Source organism: Blautia obeum ATCC 29174, assembly GCF_025147765.1.
Lineage (GTDB): Bacteria > Bacillota > Clostridia > Lachnospirales > Lachnospiraceae > Blautia_A > Blautia_A obeum.
In genome coordinates, this window is sequence record NZ_CP102265.1 from 349,711 (window position 1) to 367,335 (window position 17,625).

The 17,625-nt window shown below is 42.0% G+C and carries 15 protein-coding genes; 10 read left to right on the forward strand and 5 right to left on the reverse strand.

Annotated features, from left to right (window positions below; genetic code table 11):
• The first annotated feature begins 57 nt into the window (after nt 1-57).
• Nucleotides 58-2,637 (forward strand): sensor histidine kinase, encoded by a 2,580-nt coding sequence (locus NQ503_RS01615; RefSeq protein WP_117739269.1) that lies wholly within the window; start codon nt 58-60, stop codon nt 2,635-2,637.
• A 185-nt stretch (nt 2,638-2,822) separates the two neighbouring features.
• Here NQ503_RS01615 and NQ503_RS01620 read toward each other — a convergent pair whose 3' ends face one another.
• The gene (locus NQ503_RS01620; RefSeq protein ID WP_022388190.1) at nt 2,823-3,035 is read right to left on the reverse strand and encodes a FeoA family protein; all 213 of its coding nucleotides are present in this window, start codon (nt 3,033-3,035) and stop codon (nt 2,823-2,825) included.
• A 787-nt stretch (nt 3,036-3,822) separates the two neighbouring features.
• Here NQ503_RS01620 and metG point away from each other — a divergent pair.
• The 6 genes from metG to NQ503_RS01650 all read left to right on the forward strand — a co-directional run bounded on the left by metG (nt 3,823) and on the right by NQ503_RS01650 (nt 9,297).
• On the forward strand, nt 3,823-5,781 hold the full coding sequence (gene metG, locus NQ503_RS01625) for a methionine--tRNA ligase (RefSeq protein ID WP_005425650.1): 1,959 nt from the start codon (nt 3,823-3,825) through the stop codon (nt 5,779-5,781).
• 229 nt (nt 5,782-6,010) lie between these two features.
• Nucleotides 6,011-6,499, forward strand: coding sequence for a cyclic pyranopterin monophosphate synthase MoaC (moaC, locus tag NQ503_RS01630; RefSeq protein ID WP_005425651.1), 489 nt, complete (start codon nt 6,011-6,013; stop codon nt 6,497-6,499).
• Nucleotides 6,496-7,476, forward strand: coding sequence for a GTP 3',8-cyclase MoaA (gene moaA / locus NQ503_RS01635; RefSeq protein WP_044925784.1), 981 nt, complete (start codon nt 6,496-6,498; stop codon nt 7,474-7,476). Before moaC ends, moaA begins: the two co-directional genes overlap by 4 nt.
• Before the next feature lies 1 nt (nt 7,477).
• Nucleotides 7,478-7,969 carry a MogA/MoaB family molybdenum cofactor biosynthesis protein gene (locus NQ503_RS01640; RefSeq protein ID WP_005425653.1) on the forward strand — a complete coding sequence of 164 codons (492 nt, stop codon included), beginning with the start codon at nt 7,478-7,480 and terminating at the stop codon, nt 7,967-7,969.
• 64 nt (nt 7,970-8,033) lie between these two features.
• Nucleotides 8,034-8,489, forward strand: coding sequence for an MOSC domain-containing protein (locus NQ503_RS01645; RefSeq protein WP_005425654.1), 456 nt, complete (start codon nt 8,034-8,036; stop codon nt 8,487-8,489).
• 31 nt (nt 8,490-8,520) lie between these two features.
• A complete protein-coding gene (locus NQ503_RS01650; RefSeq protein WP_044925830.1) occupies nt 8,521-9,297 on the forward strand; it encodes a TatD family hydrolase in 777 nt (258 codons plus the stop codon).
• 312 nt (nt 9,298-9,609) lie between these two features.
• Here the strand turns inward: NQ503_RS01650 and NQ503_RS01655 are convergent, their stop codons facing one another.
• Nucleotides 9,610-11,148, reverse strand: a complete 1,539-nt coding sequence (locus NQ503_RS01655) for a CapA family protein (RefSeq protein WP_005425661.1) — start codon at nt 11,146-11,148, stop codon at nt 9,610-9,612.
• 207 nt (nt 11,149-11,355) lie between these two features.
• Between NQ503_RS01655 and NQ503_RS01660 the strand changes: the two genes are divergently transcribed.
• Nucleotides 11,356-11,799, forward strand: a complete 444-nt coding sequence (locus NQ503_RS01660; protein WP_259893040.1) for a MarR family winged helix-turn-helix transcriptional regulator — start codon at nt 11,356-11,358, stop codon at nt 11,797-11,799.
• Here the strand turns inward: NQ503_RS01660 and NQ503_RS01665 are convergent.
• Nucleotides 11,743-13,695, reverse strand: a complete 1,953-nt coding sequence (locus NQ503_RS01665) for a DUF885 domain-containing protein (RefSeq protein WP_227234262.1) — start codon at nt 13,693-13,695, stop codon at nt 11,743-11,745. The genes NQ503_RS01660 and NQ503_RS01665 overlap by 57 nt on opposite strands.
• A 114-nt stretch (nt 13,696-13,809) precedes the next feature.
• Between NQ503_RS01665 and trxB the strand changes: the two genes are divergently transcribed.
• Together trxB and NQ503_RS01675 are read left to right on the forward strand one after the other, a co-directional pair.
• Entirely contained in the window at nt 13,810-14,733 is a 924-nt protein-coding gene (gene trxB, locus NQ503_RS01670) for a thioredoxin-disulfide reductase (RefSeq protein WP_005425673.1), read from the forward strand.
• 101 nt (nt 14,734-14,834) lie between these two features.
• A complete protein-coding gene (locus NQ503_RS01675) occupies nt 14,835-15,563 on the forward strand; it encodes a C40 family peptidase (protein ID WP_005425679.1) in 729 nt (242 codons plus the stop codon).
• A gap of 62 nt (nt 15,564-15,625) precedes the next feature.
• Here NQ503_RS01675 and NQ503_RS01680 read toward each other — a convergent pair whose 3' ends face one another.
• Entirely contained in the window at nt 15,626-16,339 is a 714-nt protein-coding gene (locus tag NQ503_RS01680) for a FadR/GntR family transcriptional regulator (RefSeq protein WP_044925786.1), read from the reverse strand.
• 58 nt (nt 16,340-16,397) lie between these two features.
• Nucleotides 16,398-17,303 carry a dihydrodipicolinate synthase family protein gene (locus NQ503_RS01685; RefSeq protein ID WP_005425683.1) on the reverse strand — a complete coding sequence of 302 codons (906 nt, stop codon included), beginning with the start codon at nt 17,301-17,303 and terminating at the stop codon, nt 16,398-16,400.
• Between the last annotated feature and the right edge of the window lie 322 nt (nt 17,304-17,625).

A 17,625-nucleotide genomic window follows, 5' to 3' on the forward strand; every position in this document is an offset into this window, starting at 1 on the left:
AGTGGATAATCCCGGCACTTCCGGAAGGGCATTTATACAGAAAGGAAATGGGGTAAAATGAAAAAAAGATGGTATAAAAAAAGTGGACTGAAAGGCCTGATGGTTTGTCTGACGATAGTTGCTCTGGTCGTAGGCTGTGTCTGCGGTGGCGCATCGATATTGCTTATGAGCAAGGGCATTCGTCCGCTGGACAGCCGTAAATATGTAGACTCTGAGAGATTTACGGAAAACATGTACGAAACATCGCATACGATCCTGGAAGCACTTGGCGAAACGGAGATTTTAAATGAAAGCAGTAAGGAAGATCTGGTCGATCTTACAGAGCTGAAAGAAGGTAAAAGTCTCTCAAATAAAAATACATCCGGGCTTGCATATAAAGCCGGTGACCTGACAGAGTGGTCAAAGGGTTCCTGGGACAGAAGTGTGAATGTCCTGATCTGCAGAAGACCGGACAGCAGTGATTATTATATGTACTATAATGATTTTGCGGATAAGATCATCAGTGGAGAGCTGAAGTTTGTCTGGGGAAGTGATGAAGAAAAGCTAAGCCAGGAATATACAAAGGATATATTATCGATGCTTTCCGGAGAAGAATATGCTTACTATGATGATGGATATAACTATTCCGGAATTCGCATGGATGATGTAGAGTATGTAGAAGATGCAGATGGAAATGTTGTTTATACAAATATCTGGAATTATGAACCAAGTGGAAACAATGATGCGGCACTGAAAGAGGAATACAAACCAGACGGGGCAGACAGTATCCTTGATATTGTGAATAACAATAAAGAATGGAACGGAAATCTTCAAAAAGCATATCAGTATTTGTATGCAGCACTGGTAAAATACAATAATGCTGTGGATTCTAAAGATGTATTGGATGCGTATGCGCAGGGAAATACAAATTATAAGTATCTTTACGTAGATACAAAAACAAAAAAAGTATATAGCAATATAAAGTCAGTGACTTTCTCCAACTATAAGAAGATAATGACCGATATTGTGGACAGCAATGAGGCGTTCATGGTTATTGAACCGAAACAGCAGGACTGCATGGTGGGAATGGAAAACACTTTAGATCAAACGCTGGCATACTGGCAGCAAATGATCGAAAATTCTGGCCCGGCAGGAGAAAATTATATTTACTGTATTTCAGCGGATTCTGCGTTTCCTGTACTGGACTATGTTGCACAGGAGAAAACATATTACGATAAATTTGAACCATGGATCATGCCACTGCTCATTTTGACTGGTGTGGGATTTATTCTGGCACTTATCGGTCTGGTAATCCTGACGATCGCAGCAGGAAAGACAAATAAAGATCAGGAAGTGCATCTGAATTTCTTTGACCGGTGGTATACAGAAATCGCGGCATTGCTAGTATTTGGAATCTGGATCTATGGAGTTGCGATCATGATGCAGATGATGGATTCGGGAGATATGCGAATGGCAGGTTATCTGGTCGGAATGGGAATCTTGGGCATCTGGAGCGGCGCATGGTTCCTCATGGGATGGCTCAGTCTGGTACGTCGTATTAAGGCGAGATCAATCTGGCGGGACAGCGTACTCAGACATGTCCTGCTTTTTATCAGAAAGATTTTTTCGAAATTTGCGGATATGATTGTTTTTCTGAGTAATAATACGGTCAGCAGAATAAAGACGATCGTGGCATTTGGTGTATTTGTATTTTTGCTATTTATGGCGACAGGATTATTTGTTGGCGCAGATATTCCATTTTTCCTTCTGGTGTTTGTAGTGACCTGCTGGGTAGCTCTTTATTATCTGCTCAAAAAAGCCTGGGGAAGAGAACAGATTCTTGATGGTCTGAAAAAAATCACCGACGGAGATCTTCAATATAAGATTCCGACAGAGAAACTTTTCGGTGAACAGAAGAAGATAGCGGATTATATCAACCATATCGGAGAGGGACTGGATGCAGCAGTGGAAAACAGTCTGAAAAACGAACGAATGAAAACAGAGCTGATCACAAATGTTTCTCATGATATTAAGACTCCGCTGACTTCGATCATAAATTACATTGATCTTCTCAAACGAGAAAATCCTGAAGATCCTAAAATCAGAGGATATCTGGATGTTTTAGAGAATAAAGCACAGCGCCTCAAAGTTCTGACAGAAGATGTCGTAGAAGCTTCTAAGGCAAGTACCGGAAATATCTCCCTGGAAATGACAGAACTCAATTTTGTTGAACTTGTAAACCAGGTGATTGGAGAATTTGAAGAAAAATTTGAAGAAAGAAACCTGAAGATGGTGGTCCATTTCGATGAAGAAGAAGCAATCATCTGTGCAGACGGACGCAGACTCTGGCGAGTACTGGAGAATGTTTTTGGAAACGTATCGAAATATGCAATGGAAAATACGAGAGTCTATGTGGATGTAAAAGTTGATCGACCGAATGTGCAGCTTTCCCTCAAAAACATTTCCGCACAGCCACTGAATATCTCGGCAGATGAACTGACGGAGCGGTTTATCCGCGGTGATGTTTCACGAAATACCGAAGGAAGCGGCTTGGGACTGTCGATCGCGAAGGATCTGGTACAGCTCCAGGGTGGAGAGTTCAGATTGTATCTCGATGGGGATCTGTTTAAGGTGACGATTGAATTTAAGATGAAATAATAATAAAAGACCTTGTTCTGAATGATGTCAGAAGGAGGTCTTTTGTCGATTTTCAGATCAGCATATACTCCACATTATGTGTTTTGAGGCAGTCGGAGATCAGGTTCAGGGTTTTGCGCTGAGGATCTTTCTGGAGTTCAATTTCTTTGGACTTTTCGGACAGATGTCGGGTATTTAACATTGTTTTATACCTGTATCCGGTCTGCTACTTCATTTCCAACTGCCAGCCGGCGGTTATTGCTTCCGATGATCAGCCAGTCGCGGCATTTCTGAATAACCTGGATGGTGCTGCCTTCTTTGATGTCCATGTTTCTCATAGTTTCAAGGATTTCCGGAACACCGAACATCCATTTAATGGTACAGGTATCGCCTGTGTTTGTCTGTGATAAAGCTTGCATAAAAATCCCTCCTTTGGGGAAAAATAGAAATAGTTAGTGTCAGATAATTTAAGAGTTGCTTCTTGAATTTATAATACAACTCAGAATATATGTTCGTCAATTGGAACATCAGGTAGTCAATTCTCATGTTAGATAGAGGATGCTGACAGGAGGTAGTGTGTGCTAAATATGTAGGATTATGCATATTTATGGCATCGAAATTCACAGTTTACAAATATAGGCAAATATGCTACTATTTCTAAAGAAGCGGAAACATGAATTTCCGCAGAATATAAGCAAACTCAACGAACAAGAGAGTACATTTGTTGGCCACATTACAGAGAATTCCCCGATGGAAGAATTGCTATTCTATGAGTAGAAGAGTAGTGCAGAATGAAAAAGAATCATTCGATTCCTGTGGCTGAGAGGGAAGTGCAGGTGCAGATGGAAGATGGCTTGGGAGAGGTGCAGTCGAGATGAGCATCGATGTCAATGAGGCAATCATGTGATATGTTGGAAATGATAGTTCGGCAATTATTCAGACTGCAACAGGACCGCCTGTTATAGCGGAAGGGTATCATGACAGCGACAGATCATCATAGAAATGATTGGAATGTCAGACTGGAATCGCACCCGATGAGGTTTCTGACCGCGAGGCAGGAACGAACAGAAGTGGTAACACGGGCAGGACTCGTCTTCTCTATATAGAATAGAGAGGGCGTTTTTTTATACCCAAGGACTGCGGAAGCAGCGTGCTGCGCAGCAATCCGTTGAGTATTATTAAATTTCATATTCAGGAGGAGATAAAATGGACAAGCAGAAGTATTATATTACAACCGCGATCGCCTATACATCCGGTAAACCGCATATCGGCAATACCTATGAGATCGTATTGGCAGATGCGATCGCACGTTACAAGAGACAGGAAGGATACGATGTATTTTTCCAGACAGGAACTGACGAGCATGGCCAGAAGATTGAACTCAAAGCAGAAGAAGCAGGGATCACACCAAAGGAATTCGTAGATAACGTATCCGGCGAGATCAAGAGAATCTGGGATCTGATGAATACATCTTATGACAAATTCATCCGTACCACAGACGCTGACCACGAGAAACAGGTTCAGAAGATCTTTAAGAAAATGTACGCAAAAGGAGATATCTATAAGGGACATTACGAAGGAATGTACTGTACACCTTGTGAATCTTTCTTTACAGAGTCACAGCTTGTAGACGGCAAATGTCCGGACTGCGGACGTCCATGTGTTCCGGCAAAAGAAGAAGCATACTTCTTCAAAATGAGCAAATATGCAGACCGCCTGATCGATTACATTAATACACATCCGGATTTCATCCAGCCGGAATCACGTAAAAACGAGATGATGAACAACTTCCTTCTTCCGGGACTTCAGGATCTCTGTGTATCCAGAACTTCCTTCAAATGGGGTATTCCGGTAGATTTCGATCCGAAACACGTTGTTTATGTATGGCTGGATGCTCTGACAAACTATATCACAGGAATCGGATATGACTGCGATGGCGAAAGCTCCGAACAGTTCAACAAACTGTGGCCGGCAGACCTTCATCTGATCGGTAAAGATATCATCCGTTTCCATACTATTTACTGGCCGATCTTCCTGATGTCACTTGACCTGCCGCTTCCGAAACAGGTATTTGGGCATCCGTGGCTGCTTCAGGGCGATGGCAAGATGAGTAAATCCAAAGGAAATGTTATTTATGCAGATGAACTTGTAGATTTCTTTGGTGTAGATGCTGTCCGTTATTTCGTACTTCATGAAATGCCGTTTGAAAATGATGGTGTGATCACATGGGAACTGATGGTAGAAAGACTGAATTCCGAGCTTGCAAACACTCTCGGAAACCTTGTAAACCGTACCATCTCCATGTCAAATAAATACTTTGGCGGCGTGGTAGAAAACAAAGGTGTCGTTGAACCGGTTGATGAAGATCTCAAAGCATTTGCACTGGCTGTTCCGGGCAAAGTTGCTGAGAAGATGGACAAACTGCGTGTCGCAGATGCAATGACAGAAGTCTTTACTCTGTTCAAACGTCTGAACAAATATATTGACGAAACTATGCCATGGGCACTTGCAAAAGATGAAGCAAAGAAAGACCGTCTGGCAACAGTTCTCTACAATCTGGTCGAAGGAATCACAATGGGTGCAACTCTTCTGGAATCCTTCATGCCGGAGACAACAGAGCGCATCCTTGCTCAGTTAAATGCAGAAAAACGTACTCTTGAAGACCTTAAGACCTTCGGACTCTATCCGTCAGGAAACAAAGTAACAGAGAAACCGGAGATCCTGTTTGCGCGTCTTGACCTCAAAGAAGTGCTTGCAAAAGTAGAAGAACTTCATCCAAAGAAAGCAGAACCGGTTGAAGAGAAAAAAGAAGAAAATGTGATTGATATTGAAGCAAAACCAGAGATCACATTTGACGATTTTGGGAAACTTCAGTTCCAGGTTGGGGAGATCATTGCCTGTGAAGAAGTGAAGAAATCCCGTAAACTTCTCTGTTCTCAGGTCAAGATCGGAAGTCAGGTACGTCAGATCGTATCCGGAATTAAATCTCATTACAGTGCAGAAGAGATGGTTGGAAAGAAAGTTATGGTCGTTACGAACCTGAAACCAGCCAAACTTGCCGGAATCCTCAGTGAAGGAATGATTCTCTGTGCAGAAGATGCAGATGGAAATCTTTCTCTGATGGTGCCGGAAAAAGAAATGCCGGCAGGAGCAGAAATCTGCTAAATATAAGATAGCATTTGAATAGTTAGTGTAAATAAAATTATAGTAACTGAAAGTCTGATCCCCTGTGTATCGTGAAAGCGAACACGGGGGATTTGTTTTTGTATTATACTTGCGAAGCAATATGGTTTATGGGTATACTGTAGATAATTAATATTGCAGATAACAGTCAGGCGTAAGATCAGACATGTGTCCAAAATAATCTGCGTAAGATTTCAGGGAGGAAAAAGCCATGGAAAATGGACTTACACATTTTGATAAAGAAGGAAATGCAGTGATGGTGGATGTTTCCGGAAAGAATGTTACTTATCGGACTGCACTGGCAACCGGATATATTGCGGTAGGTCCGGAGATCATGGCATGCGTTACGGAGGGAAATGTCAAAAAAGGCGATGTCCTTGGCGTGGCGAGGGTGGCTGGAATCATGGGCGTGAAAAAAACATCTGAATTGATTCCCATGTGTCATCCGCTTCCGATTCAGAAATGTGCGATCGATTATGAACTGGATCAGGAAAAGAACCGGATACATGTTTTATGTACCGTAAAAACGGAGGGAAAGACAGGTGTGGAAATGGAGGCCCTGACTGGTGTTCAGGTAACGCTTCTGACAATTTATGACATGTGCAAGGCCATCGACAAACACATGGTTATGTCAGAGATTCATCTGATAGAAAAAACAGGAGGAAAGAGCGGAGATTTTCGTTTTGAGGAAGAACAATGATTGACCGTTGTGGGAGAAATATAGATTATCTCCGGATTTCCGTGACAGACCGTTGTAATCTCCGGTGTATTTATTGTATGCCGGAGGAGGGAATCCGGCTGACAGAGCGAGAAAAAATCTTGCAGGAGCCGGAGATCATTCGCGTATGCAAAGTGATGGCGGAACTTGGAATCACAAAAATTAAGATTACCGGAGGGGAACCATTAGTGCGTTCGCGGATTCCGGAACTGATTTACCAGATAAAGGAAATCTCAGGGATTGAGAAGGTCACACTGACGACAAATGGAATCCTTCTGAAAGGACAGATGAAGGCACTCGCAGAATCCGGGCTGGACAGTCTGAACATCAGCCTTGATACTCTGGACAGAGAATGTTTCTGCAAAATTACCCGAAGGGATCTTTTGGATGGAACACTTGATGGAATCAAAGAGGCAATGAAATATCCGGAAGTACAGTTAAAGATCAATTGTGTTCCACTGGGATTGGAAGAACAGGATCTTTGTGGGATAGCAGAGTTTGCACGTAAAAATCCGGTTCATGTACGTTTTATTGAAATGATGCCGATTGGATATGGAAGTTCTTTTGCAGGAATGACACAGGAAAAGATTATGAATTTGGTGGAACAGAAATTTGGAAAAATGATTCCATATAATGGAAAACCTCTTGGAAATGGGCCATGTACGTATTATACTGTTGATGGATTTGAGGGAAAAATTGGGTTTATCAGCGCAATCAGCCATAAATTCTGCAGCCAGTGTAATCGTATACGGCTTACGTCACAGGGATATCTGAAAACCTGTCTGCAATATACGGCGGGACGTGATCTGCGTGCCGTTCTCAGAAACGGAGGAACAGATGAGGAGCTGAAGGACAGGATCAGAGCCGCACTGGCAGAAAAACCGGATGGCCATCATTTCAGAGAAAAAGCAAAAGAAGACGATACAGAGAGTTTGTGCATGTCACAGATAGGAGGATAATATGAAACGCGCAGCAATTATAACAGCAAGTGATTCCGGATACAGGGGAGAACGGGAAGATTTAAGCGGGCCCGCGATCAGGGAGATTCTGGAAAGAGAAGGATATGAAGTGATTTCCATGGATATCCTTCCGGATGATCAGGTAATGCTTGCAGGTAAATTGCAGGAAATAGCAGATTCAGAAAAAGCAGAATTGATTTTGACGACAGGTGGAACTGGTTTTTCTGAGAGAGATGTAACGCCGGAAGCAACAGAGGAAGTCATTGAACGTAAGGTTCCGGGAATTCCGGAAGCGATTCGTGCTTATAGTATGACGATCACAAAGCGTGCAATGTTGAGCCGTGCAACTGCAGGAATTCGAGGAAAGACACTGATCATCAATCTGCCGGGAAGTCCAAAGGCAGTGCGGGAAAGTCTGGAATATATCATTGATGCACTGGGACATGGAATAGAGATCCTTACGGGCGAAGCCGGTAATTGTGCACGAAAATAATAATATAGAAAAATACAGATGACCAGTCCAGGACTGGTCAATTGTAATATAGGAGAATTTGATTATGGGTAAAGTGATCGCAGTCTGTATCAGTGAAAAAAAGGGGACGCAGAAACATCCGGTAGAGGAAGCAGAATTTGTAGAGGACTGGGGAATTAAAAATGATGCACATGCAGGCAAATGGCATCGACAGGTCAGCCTTCTGTCTTATGAAAAAATAGAAGCTTTTCGTGCGAGAGGTGCCGAAGTAGAGGATGGAGCGTTTGGAGAAAATCTTGTAGTGCAGGGGTTTGATTTTTCATCACTTCCGGTTGGAACCAGATTTCGTTGTGGAGAAGTTGTTCTGGAAATGACGCAGATTGGTAAGGAATGCCATCATGGATGTGCAATCTTTCAGAAGATGGGGGATTGTATTATGCCGCGAGAGGGTGTTTTTACAAGAGTTCTGCATGGAGGAAGCATCCGTGCGGGAATGGAGTTTGAACAGATTGACGGAGTAAACAGAGATGAGAGTTTATGATTGAGGAGCGGAAAGACGGATGGAAACACATATGATTTTTGAGACACATGCACATTATGATGATGAGGCTTTTGAACAGGACAGAGAGGCATTATTGAATTCTATGGAAGCACATGGAATTGGACATATTGTAAATGCATGTGCATCGATCGAGAGTCTGAAAGCGACAGAAGAACTGATGGAAAAATATCCCTTTGTCTATGGCGCCTTTGGAATTCACCCGGATGATGCAGAAAAGATGACAGAGGATACATTGAATGAAATCCGTCGTCTGTGCCATCTGCCAAAGGCAGTTGCGATCGGAGAGATTGGATTGGATTATTACTGGCATAAAGAAGAACGGGAACATGAGATTCAGAAGAAGATGTTTCGCGCACAGATGGAGATTGCCAGAGAGGAAAAAATGCCGTTTATGATCCACAGCAGGGATGCAGCCAGGGATACGCTGGAGCTGGTGAAGGAATGCATGAAAGAGGGAATGCATGGAGGGATTATCCATTGTTTTTCTTATGGAAAGGAAATAGCAAGGGAATACCTGAATATGGGACTTTATCTTGGAATTGGCGGAGTTGTAACGTTTAAGAGTGCGAAGAAGCTGAAGGAAGTGGTGGAGTATGCGCCGCTTGAGCAGCTTGTGTTGGAGACGGACAGTCCGTACTTAAGTCCGGAGCCGAATCGTGGTAAAAGAAACAGTTCGCTGAATCTTCCGTATGTGGCAGCGATGATCGCGGAGCTGAAAGGAATCAGCGGCGAAGAAGTGATCGCTGTGACAGAGGAGAATGCAAAGCGGCTTTTGTTCCGGAAGTGAGAAAGAACTAAAAAATATAATTAAAACTCCTGCTATGTATTCAGCAATAGACAATTCAGAAATTCAGAAGTACTAGCAAGAAAAAATATTATTAAAAGCGTATCAAAAAATGATGAACTCGCTACGCTCAGACAGCATCATTTTTTGATACAACATAATATTTTGTCTTTAAGTACTTCTACAAATTTTCTCAGACGTCTGTATGCTCGAATACATAAATGGAATTTTATTCTACATTTCCGTAAATTCGTTATTTCTTTTTCTCTCAGCTTCCGGAACAGGTGGTGAGCCTGGACCGGAAGAAGGTAGGTGTTAGTATTCAGAGTCGTCTGAATAGTCGGAGTCATCACTGTAATCAGACTCGTCGGAGTAGTCGGAGTCATCAGAGTTGTCTGATGAGTCACTGTAATCGTAGTCGTCAGACGAGTCGGAACTATCATCAGAACTGTCTGAGGAGTCATCAGAGCTGTCGGAGTTATCGGCAGCGGTATCATCCTGGGCGTTGGCTGCACTTACAGACCAGGTATCGTCTACGTATTCTCCATTAGAGTTGACCATATCACCATCGGAATTGAAGGTAACATCGAGGAGATCGGTGTTGGAGGATGGTTTTACGGTCAGGGACATGATTTCTTTAAAGCGGTTCTGAAGGTTGGCGAGTGTAAAGGAGTCATCTCCAAGGACTGTTCGTAGTTCATGCTGTGAAGCAAGTTCTTCGGTGTAATCGGACAGCATGTACGGACTGAATACGCCAGCGTCTTTGTTGTAATGCATTACCATTGGCTTGATCTGCGGATCAATGATCTCGATAGAAGTCTGTCCGTCTTTGACTGTTTTCTGGATAGTGAAGCAGCCCATTCCTTCGAGAAGTGCATCAAAAGACTCCTGAGTGGATACGAAGTTTCCGAGTGAATAGAAGAGCAGCATACTGTGGCCTTCTTTATCAGACATAGTTCCGTATGGCTGAAGGGTATGCGGATGACCGCCGATCACAACGTCAACACCCTGCTGCATAAGGAAGGTTGCCCATTCTTTTTCGTATTCAGTAGGCATTGGTTCCATTTCTTTGCCCCAGTGAGCGACAAAGATCAATACATCGCTGTTTTCTTTGGCTTTCTGGATCATGGAAGCTACTTTGTCTTTTTCAAAGATGTCGATCATGTATTCTTTGCCTTCGCCGGCACCGGAATTGTTGGTACCATATGTATAATCAAGGAAAGAAATCTTAATACCGTTTACCTCCAGCACTTTGACGGAATTTGCATCTTCTTCTGTCTCATGGATTCCGAGAACCGGTACATCCGGATGGCTGGTTTTCCAGTAATTCAGTGTCTGTGCCATACAGTCATATCCGTAGTCATCGATATGATTGGTTGCAGACTCGATTACATCGAATCCTGCATTGATCAGTGCATCACCAACTTCCGTCGGAGTTGCAAAGGATGGATAACCGCTGACAGCATCATGGTCTGTTGTAAAGACGGTTTCCTGGTCTACCATGGCAATATCGGCAGCCTGGATCTCATCTTTGACATTTTCGTAAATTTTGTCATAGTTCCATGTACCAGAGTCGGATTTGCCGGATTCAATCAGTGAATCATGAAAGAGATTGTCACCGACTGCGACAACAGTTGCAGTGGAAATTTCCGGAGCTTTGGCAGCTGCCTCGGCTTCTTCCTTTTGCTTGGCTGCTTCTTTTGCAGCCTGGTCTGCAGGTTTCTGGATCAGTTGATAATCAAGCTGGTGAAAAACAAGAACCAGAAGGAGCATGACTACAATGGAACAGATCAGGCCAATGCGGGAATTGATCTGTTCTTTCAGGTTTAAGGGGATGTTTTTGTTTTTTTTCATAATAAATTCCTTTGTGTATTTTGTGAGACCTAAAAAAGTCTGTTTATGTTCAATTCACCATTATAGCAAATAGATTACTTTAAAGAAAGAATTAAGTAAAAAAATAAGTGTAAAAATACTTTGTGCTTCAAATAAAGATACGCTATAATAAAAAATAACGAATACAGAGAGACTGCGCCCAGGGGTCAGGAAGCGGAGGAGAGACGCATGAATTCATATGAAACAGTGAATAATATTCTGGTGAGGTTGTTTAAAGATATTCTTGATATTGAAGAACGAGCACTGATCACATCAGAATATAAAGATATATCAGTAAATGATATGCATATTATGGAAGCGATCGGTATACAGGAATCCAAGAATATGTCTACAGTGGCCAAAACAATGTCTGTTACGGTGGGAACACTGACGATTGCAATCAACCATCTTGTGAAAAAAGGCTATATAGAACGAACCAGAAGTGAAGAGGACAGGAGAGTTGTCCTGGTTTCTCTTTCAGAAAAAGGAGAAAAAGCTTATCTTCATCATAAAATCTTTCATGAGAAGATGGTCATGGCAGTGCTTGACAGCCTGAATCCGCAGGAAACCAAGGATTTAACGAAAGCATTGCTGAAACTGCAGAGATTTTTTGATGATTACGGAAAAGAGTAGGAGGTGCAAATAGCTGCACCTCCTTTTTGTATCTGAATTTACAGCGGCAGAATGGCCGTTTTCTTTGACTGTCAGTTTTTGGAGATGTTTCTGCATGTATTTTTGCAGTACTGGAAACTGGACAGGACCGATTTCAAGAAGATATTGGTGAAAAGCTTTTGGATTAAAGTTGTTGCCGAGTACAGTTTGCCATTCTGTCTTCAGATCAAGAAAACAGAGGTATCCCCAGCAGTATTTCAGATAATTGGCGGGCGTTTCCACGATATACTGGTAGATCTCAGATATTGCATTTGTATTTGTGATTCCAAAAAGTTTCAGCAATCTGGCGGCTTCGTCCTGACTCCAGCCATAATAATGGATGCCGATGTCCAGAAGGGAATAGATGCACAGATTAATACTGCGGTTCAGCCAGGTAAGGCAGACATAGTCAGAGCCATCATTATCATCCAGATAATTGGAAGCATACTGATATCCATAAGATTCTATATAAGTTGCCCAGCCTTCGATGTAGCCGCTGGAGGTGATCAGATAGCGGATATCAGAAGGTTCTGTGTTTCCAAAGAAGATAGTCTGATACAGATGTCCTGGAAATCCCTCATGAGACAAAGTTGTAAAAAGTTCCAGGTTACTGCGCTGGTCTGAAGGATTAATATAGATGATATTGGGTGTTCGGGTGTCAAGCGGAGGAGTCAGATAGAAAGCCGGACTCAGGTATTCCTGCATGGATCTATGTACATAGCGTACGGTGTAGTCTGTCTCTGGCAGAGCCGGAAAATCTTTACCAGTTTTTTGGCAGAGAGCAGTGAGAATGTCCTGTGGTTCCATTTCGGGAAGGTCGAAATGGCTGTTCAATTTGCGAAGCAGAGAAGGATTTTGCTTCAGAATCTTCTGTGCATTGTTCATATCAGCTGCAATCTGCCCGGCAAGTCGTTTCTGCATTTCTCTGACTGGTGTATAGGAGCCGGTCTGGCTCTTTATCAGATATTCATAATATTTTTTTCCTCCATTTAAGTGTGCAAGTCCCTGACTTGGGCGGCCGGTGCCACGGAGGGACTGCAGACCAAGAATCAGATTCTGATAGGCAGGAATTACCTTGTTCAGAAGAATCTGTTTATGTTTTTGGATGAGAATATCCTGTTCTTTTTGAGGAAGTTTTCCGAAAGATTTCAATTTTTCGGCGAAAATATCCAGCATATAATTGGAATCGGGCTCCTTGATAAAGCTACGGCATTGGTCCAGAACACGGTCCAGTGTTGTATCACTCATAAAATATCCCTGTTGTGATTTTTCCTGTTCAAAAGCAAGAATGCTTTCAAAATATGGTTCTACAGAGACAAGAAGGTTCAGATAGTCTGCGATATCCTGCTTCTGATAGAAGGCATATTCGGCGAGCAGGACGGGAAGTTGTGCCTGAATTCCAAGACTGGGACTTAAAGGTTCATAAAGGATGGAATAGTCCTGATAGTCAGCCTGTGTTTTGTAATACAGAAGAAGCATGTCGAGTGTGGGCCGGTTGGATTCAGAAAGACCGGAGGCTTTGAATGTCTGAAGCTTTTTGAGCGTTTGGGATGTAAAATCTTCTGCTTCAGAGGAGGTATTGGAAAGGGAGGCAGAAGATGTGTCTGTTAATTGTGAAGAAGGCAGAGAAATTGTACCAAGTGTAGCTTTGGGGCGTTGTATCCCTTTCTTTTCCGGATAAGCCAGTGAATAATGAAGGTTCAGCATATTGCCGGAAACTTCTTTTTGAAAAAGTTCTTCTGTAAATTGCTCAAAACGATTGTCTGCGGAGAGCAGGTGTGTGTTTGCCCAGCCAAGGATAGTTCCAAGCAGAAAAACGAGACACAACGTGCCTGCAATCAGAATACGGGATGTTGGTCTGTGGAAAGATAACTTCATAAAGACCTCGAAGGAGTGCTTTTTACTATCTTATTGGAAAAAAAACGATTGTATGCTAAACTGATAGGCAGCAGCTGTGAGTGAACAGCAACGTAGAAAGTGAGGCGGAAGCTGATGGAAAATAATATATATGATCTGGCAATTCTTGGTGCAGGGCCGGCAGGAATCTGTGCTGCAATCTATGCCACAAGAGCAAAGTTAAATACAATCTGGCTGGACAGAAAATTTGTGCAGGGCGGACAGATCGTGGACACATATGAAGTAGACAATTATCCGGGACTTCCTGGAATCACCGGACTGGATCTGGGTGAGGCGATGGCAGGCCATGCGGAAAAACTTGGACTGAAACCAAAGAGAGAGCCAGTTCTTTCTGTTACAGACGAGGGAGAGATCAAGGTGATCCGGACCAAAAAGAATGAATATCATGCAAGGGCGGTAATCATAGCCTGTGGAGCGACACACCGTCATCTTGGAATTCCCGGAGAGGAAGAACTGGGTGGTATGGGAGTTTCCTATTGTGCAACCTGTGATGCGGCCTTTTTTCAGGAAGGGACAGTTGCAGTAGTAGGAGGCGGAAATGTGGCTGTGGAAGATGCAATTCTTCTTTCCCGGACTTGCAAGAAAGTTTATCTGGTACACAGACGTGATGAACTTCGTGCGGAAAAAATTCTTCAGGACAGCTTATTTGCCTGCCATAATGTTGAACTGGTGTGGGACAGTGTACCGGTATCTGTGGAAGGTGAGGACAAAGTGACGGCACTGAAAGTACGAAATGTAAAAACGGATGAGGAAAAGGAAATTTCGGTGGATGGAGTATTTATTGCAGTAGGAATCGTGCCGGGAAGTGGAAAGTTCAAAGATCTTGTGAAGATGGATGAAAGCGGCTATATCATTGCTGGAGAAGATGGCGTGACAAGTACACCGGGCATCTTTGCCGCCGGCGATATCCGAACCAAGAATCTGCGTCAGGTAGTAACTGCAGTGGCAGATGGAGCCAATGCAGTGGCATCTGTTCAGCGCTATTTGATGGAGTATTAAAGCGTAAATAAAGAAAAATTTGACAAATCTATTACAATTGTGTTAAGATACATAACTGTTGCGCGTAAATTATGTATTTAACAAACGCAAAGGAGTAATAGATGAAGAAAAAAATAACAGCAATGTTATTGGCAATATGTTGTATCAGCAGTACATGGAGCGTGCAGGCGGCGGATTTTTCCAGTGGTTCTGCAGATGTTGAAATGGAGATTGCAGAAGAAGACCAGGAAGATGAGGATTTCTCTGATGGAGAGGATGACAGTGTATCCGGTGGTGATATCAGTGCGATGGCGAATCAGATCGTGGCACATGCAGAAGTCCGTGCACAGGAGTACCAGGAGCTGAAAAAAGAAGCGAAGAAATATGCAGATGCGCAGGAAGTGGCAAGACGTGCGCAGGAGATGAAAGAGGAAACTACCCGTATTCGCGAAAAGGCGCTGAAAGAAGCTGCTAAGCGAAAAGAAGAGAAACGTGTGGCGAAGCGTCAGGAAGTTGCCGACTTTGCTGTACAGTTTGTTGGTAATCCGTATGTATGGGGAGGAACAAGCCTTACGAATGGTGCTGACTGTTCCGGCTTTGTTATGTCCGTATTTGCATCTTTTGGTTATGCGCTTCCACGAGTGGCAGCAGCTCAGTATGGTGCTTCTGTGAAAAAAGATCTGAGCCATATGGAAGTCGGGGATCTTGTTTTCTACGGAAACGGAATTTCTCATGTGGCTTTATATATCGGAAATGGCAAAGTTGTTCATGCACTGAATTCCAATAAAGGAATTGTGATTACAGATTATAATTATGATACACCGGTAGGCGTTGGAACCTATATGGAATAAAACAGAAAGAGTTATAGTTCTATGCAATTTGTAGAACTGTAACTCTTTTCTTTGGGCATAATTTAAGAATTGCTTTTTTTATTAAGGTTTAATTCTTTGATAGAATTTTTGAAGAAACTTCTAATACTGTCTTTTACTATCTTTCGATCGTCCTGTAACATAGCAGTTAATATTTTACATCTATAATATACAGCGCTTACTCTTGAAGAGTTAAGAGAAAGGATGTTTAAAGAAGCTTCCATTCGTAAGGTGATAACAGTTTGCATTAGTTTACACAGAATATTGTTTCCACAGAAATTACCAATATTCAAATCAATATCAGCTAAAGTAGCTTCCATTTCTTGAGCACTAATCGTTTCAGTATTTACATTTAAGAGCATGTCTCGCGCTTGCGCAATATAATTACGCGCCGCGTCGGTCATATGATCAAAACATTCCAAATATACTTCTGTTTCAACTAACTTTCTGACGGCGTAAATATTTCCGTATTCATGAAGATTTTGGTGGTACATCCACAATACTGTATTAGCAGGAATTGCCTTTTGAGAATCGGCAACATAGCTACCACCACCGGGACGAATATCAAGCATTCCAATTAAAGAAAGTGATCGAATTGCTTCTCGAACGCAACTTCTAGTGACTTGATATTTTTCTGCAAGTTCTCTCTCGGTGAGAAGTTTATCGCCAGGTTTTAACTCTCCTGAAAGAATAGTCTCTGCAATTTCCTGAATTACTATTTCTGTCGAAGTGAGTTTTTTATCGTTATTTGATGCCATGGTAAATTGTCTCTTTTCTGAATTTCGAATTTCGTTAAATCTACCATACATTGTAACATCAAAGAGAAGTGACATCAAATAATTTTTGGTTCAGGATTTCATCAATTTTTTTCTTTGCTTCCAACGTTAATGGAAGGAGCGGACGACGGACTTCACCGGCTTGGATTCCGTAACGAGAGGCAAGAATGTATTTAATCGCTGCCGGTAATCCGACTTCGAGTAAAACGTTCAAAACAGAAGTGGTATCCTGAACCATTCTGTATACTTTTGAAGACTGAGAGCTGTGGTACACTTCGATAATTTTTCTGTATTGTGGGAGCATGAAATTGAATGTGCTGCCTATAAAACCATTACAGTGATACCCCATCATTGGAATTACGCGACTTTCAAACCCACCAAAGATTGTAATATTGGGATTCAGGGACTTGATTTTATTAACTCTGTATGATTGGAGATTTGTATGTTTGATAGCTGAAATTACACCAGATTTCAAAAGACTCTGAATATCTGGATCATCTGTGTTCAAGTCGATATGTGTGCTTGAAGGAATATCATAGTATAATACAGAATCATTGATTGCGGAGGCTAAATCATAATAGTAATGTGCCACTTCTTTTCGAGATAGACTGAAATAGAAAGGTGGGGTTGAAGCTATATGTTTAATGCCAGCAGATTTAGCTGCGCGTGCCATTTCGATTGCTTCATCAGTAGAGAGCGCGCCAACATGTGCGTAGATATCCAACGGTCGATTAGTAGAAGCAGCAAAACGAGAAGCTTCTTCGAACATATGAATGCGTTCGCTGTTTTTTAATAAAAAGCATTCGCCAACACTTCCACCTATGAAAATACCATCAGCCCCTTCTTCGACTAGTTTATTCCATAAATTAAGCATTTCACTGTCATTTACTTGATTATTGTTGTCAAAAATAGATAGGGATGCAGCAATTAATTTAGTCTTTTCCATTTGTGTGTTTTGATCTCCTTTCTTTCTATTGGTAGTACCAAGAGCTGGATTTGTAATAATAATTGGAATTGGTACTACCAAAATAAATCATTTTTTTGATTATAATATAAAGGTGAAATAATGTTCAATAGTGAAAATACACAATAAAACAGAAAAAAATAAGTGAAAATATACATATTGACAAAATACAGAGGGTTATGTATATTAAAATTGGTACTACCAAACGTGGAAAAATAATGGAAATAACAAAAAACAATCAAATTGGTACCACCAAACAAAAAATATTGGTATTATCACATATATTGTAATGGAAGGGAAATGT

Excerpts from the sequence above, each read along its gene's own strand:
- NQ503_RS01615 (WP_117739269.1), top strand. The coding sequence starts at position 58 with ATGAAAAAAAGATGGTATAAAAAAAGTGGACTGAAAGGCCTGATGGTT.
- NQ503_RS01620 (WP_022388190.1), bottom strand. The coding sequence starts at position 3,035 with ATGCAAGCTTTATCACAGACAAACACAGGCGATACCTGTACCATTAAA.
- metG (WP_005425650.1), top strand. The coding sequence starts at position 3,823 with ATGGACAAGCAGAAGTATTATATTACAACCGCGATCGCCTATACATCC.
- moaC (WP_005425651.1), top strand. The coding sequence starts at position 6,011 with ATGGAAAATGGACTTACACATTTTGATAAAGAAGGAAATGCAGTGATG.
- moaA (WP_044925784.1), top strand. The coding sequence starts at position 6,496 with ATGATTGACCGTTGTGGGAGAAATATAGATTATCTCCGGATTTCCGTG.
- NQ503_RS01640 (WP_005425653.1), top strand. The coding sequence starts at position 7,478 with ATGAAACGCGCAGCAATTATAACAGCAAGTGATTCCGGATACAGGGGA.
- NQ503_RS01645 (WP_005425654.1), top strand. The coding sequence starts at position 8,034 with ATGGGTAAAGTGATCGCAGTCTGTATCAGTGAAAAAAAGGGGACGCAG.
- NQ503_RS01650 (WP_044925830.1), top strand. The coding sequence starts at position 8,521 with ATGATTTTTGAGACACATGCACATTATGATGATGAGGCTTTTGAACAG.
- NQ503_RS01655 (WP_005425661.1), bottom strand. The coding sequence starts at position 11,148 with ATGAAAAAAAACAAAAACATCCCCTTAAACCTGAAAGAACAGATCAAT.
- NQ503_RS01660 (WP_259893040.1), top strand. The coding sequence starts at position 11,356 with ATGAATTCATATGAAACAGTGAATAATATTCTGGTGAGGTTGTTTAAA.
- NQ503_RS01665 (WP_227234262.1), bottom strand. The coding sequence starts at position 13,695 with ATGAAGTTATCTTTCCACAGACCAACATCCCGTATTCTGATTGCAGGC.
- trxB (WP_005425673.1), top strand. The coding sequence starts at position 13,810 with ATGGAAAATAATATATATGATCTGGCAATTCTTGGTGCAGGGCCGGCA.
- NQ503_RS01675 (WP_005425679.1), top strand. The coding sequence starts at position 14,835 with ATGAAGAAAAAAATAACAGCAATGTTATTGGCAATATGTTGTATCAGC.
- NQ503_RS01680 (WP_044925786.1), bottom strand. The coding sequence starts at position 16,339 with ATGGCATCAAATAACGATAAAAAACTCACTTCGACAGAAATAGTAATT.
- NQ503_RS01685 (WP_005425683.1), bottom strand. The coding sequence starts at position 17,303 with ATGGAAAAGACTAAATTAATTGCTGCATCCCTATCTATTTTTGACAAC.